1 protein-coding gene is annotated in these 231 nt (G+C 54.5%); it reads right to left on the reverse strand.

What is annotated here, in order from left to right:
• The coding region (locus AC3XQU_RS25090; protein WP_489876791.1) for an EAL domain-containing protein at positions 1 to 231 on the reverse strand (231 nt) is incomplete at its 3' end.

The following is a 231-nucleotide window of genomic DNA, read 5'->3' on the forward strand; positions in this document are numbered from 1 at the left end:
GGATATGATCCACCTGGTAGCTTGTGTGCAGGCTGTTTCGATTGCCCAGGCACCAATGCTATTGATCGTTCCGTTGGCTTCTGCTTTAGCGATAAACGTCGCAGGTGGAACGGAGCCTAGTACCGGGCTTGTCCACCTGGATAGTGCTTCCACGCGCTGCACATTCCCCTGGGGGTCTACGATCGGCTGGTAAACCAGCGATAGCTCATTTCGCTCTAATGCCTTGTGCAG

The sequence above is a fragment of the Telluria sp. AZSoR62 genome (assembly GCF_058111565.1).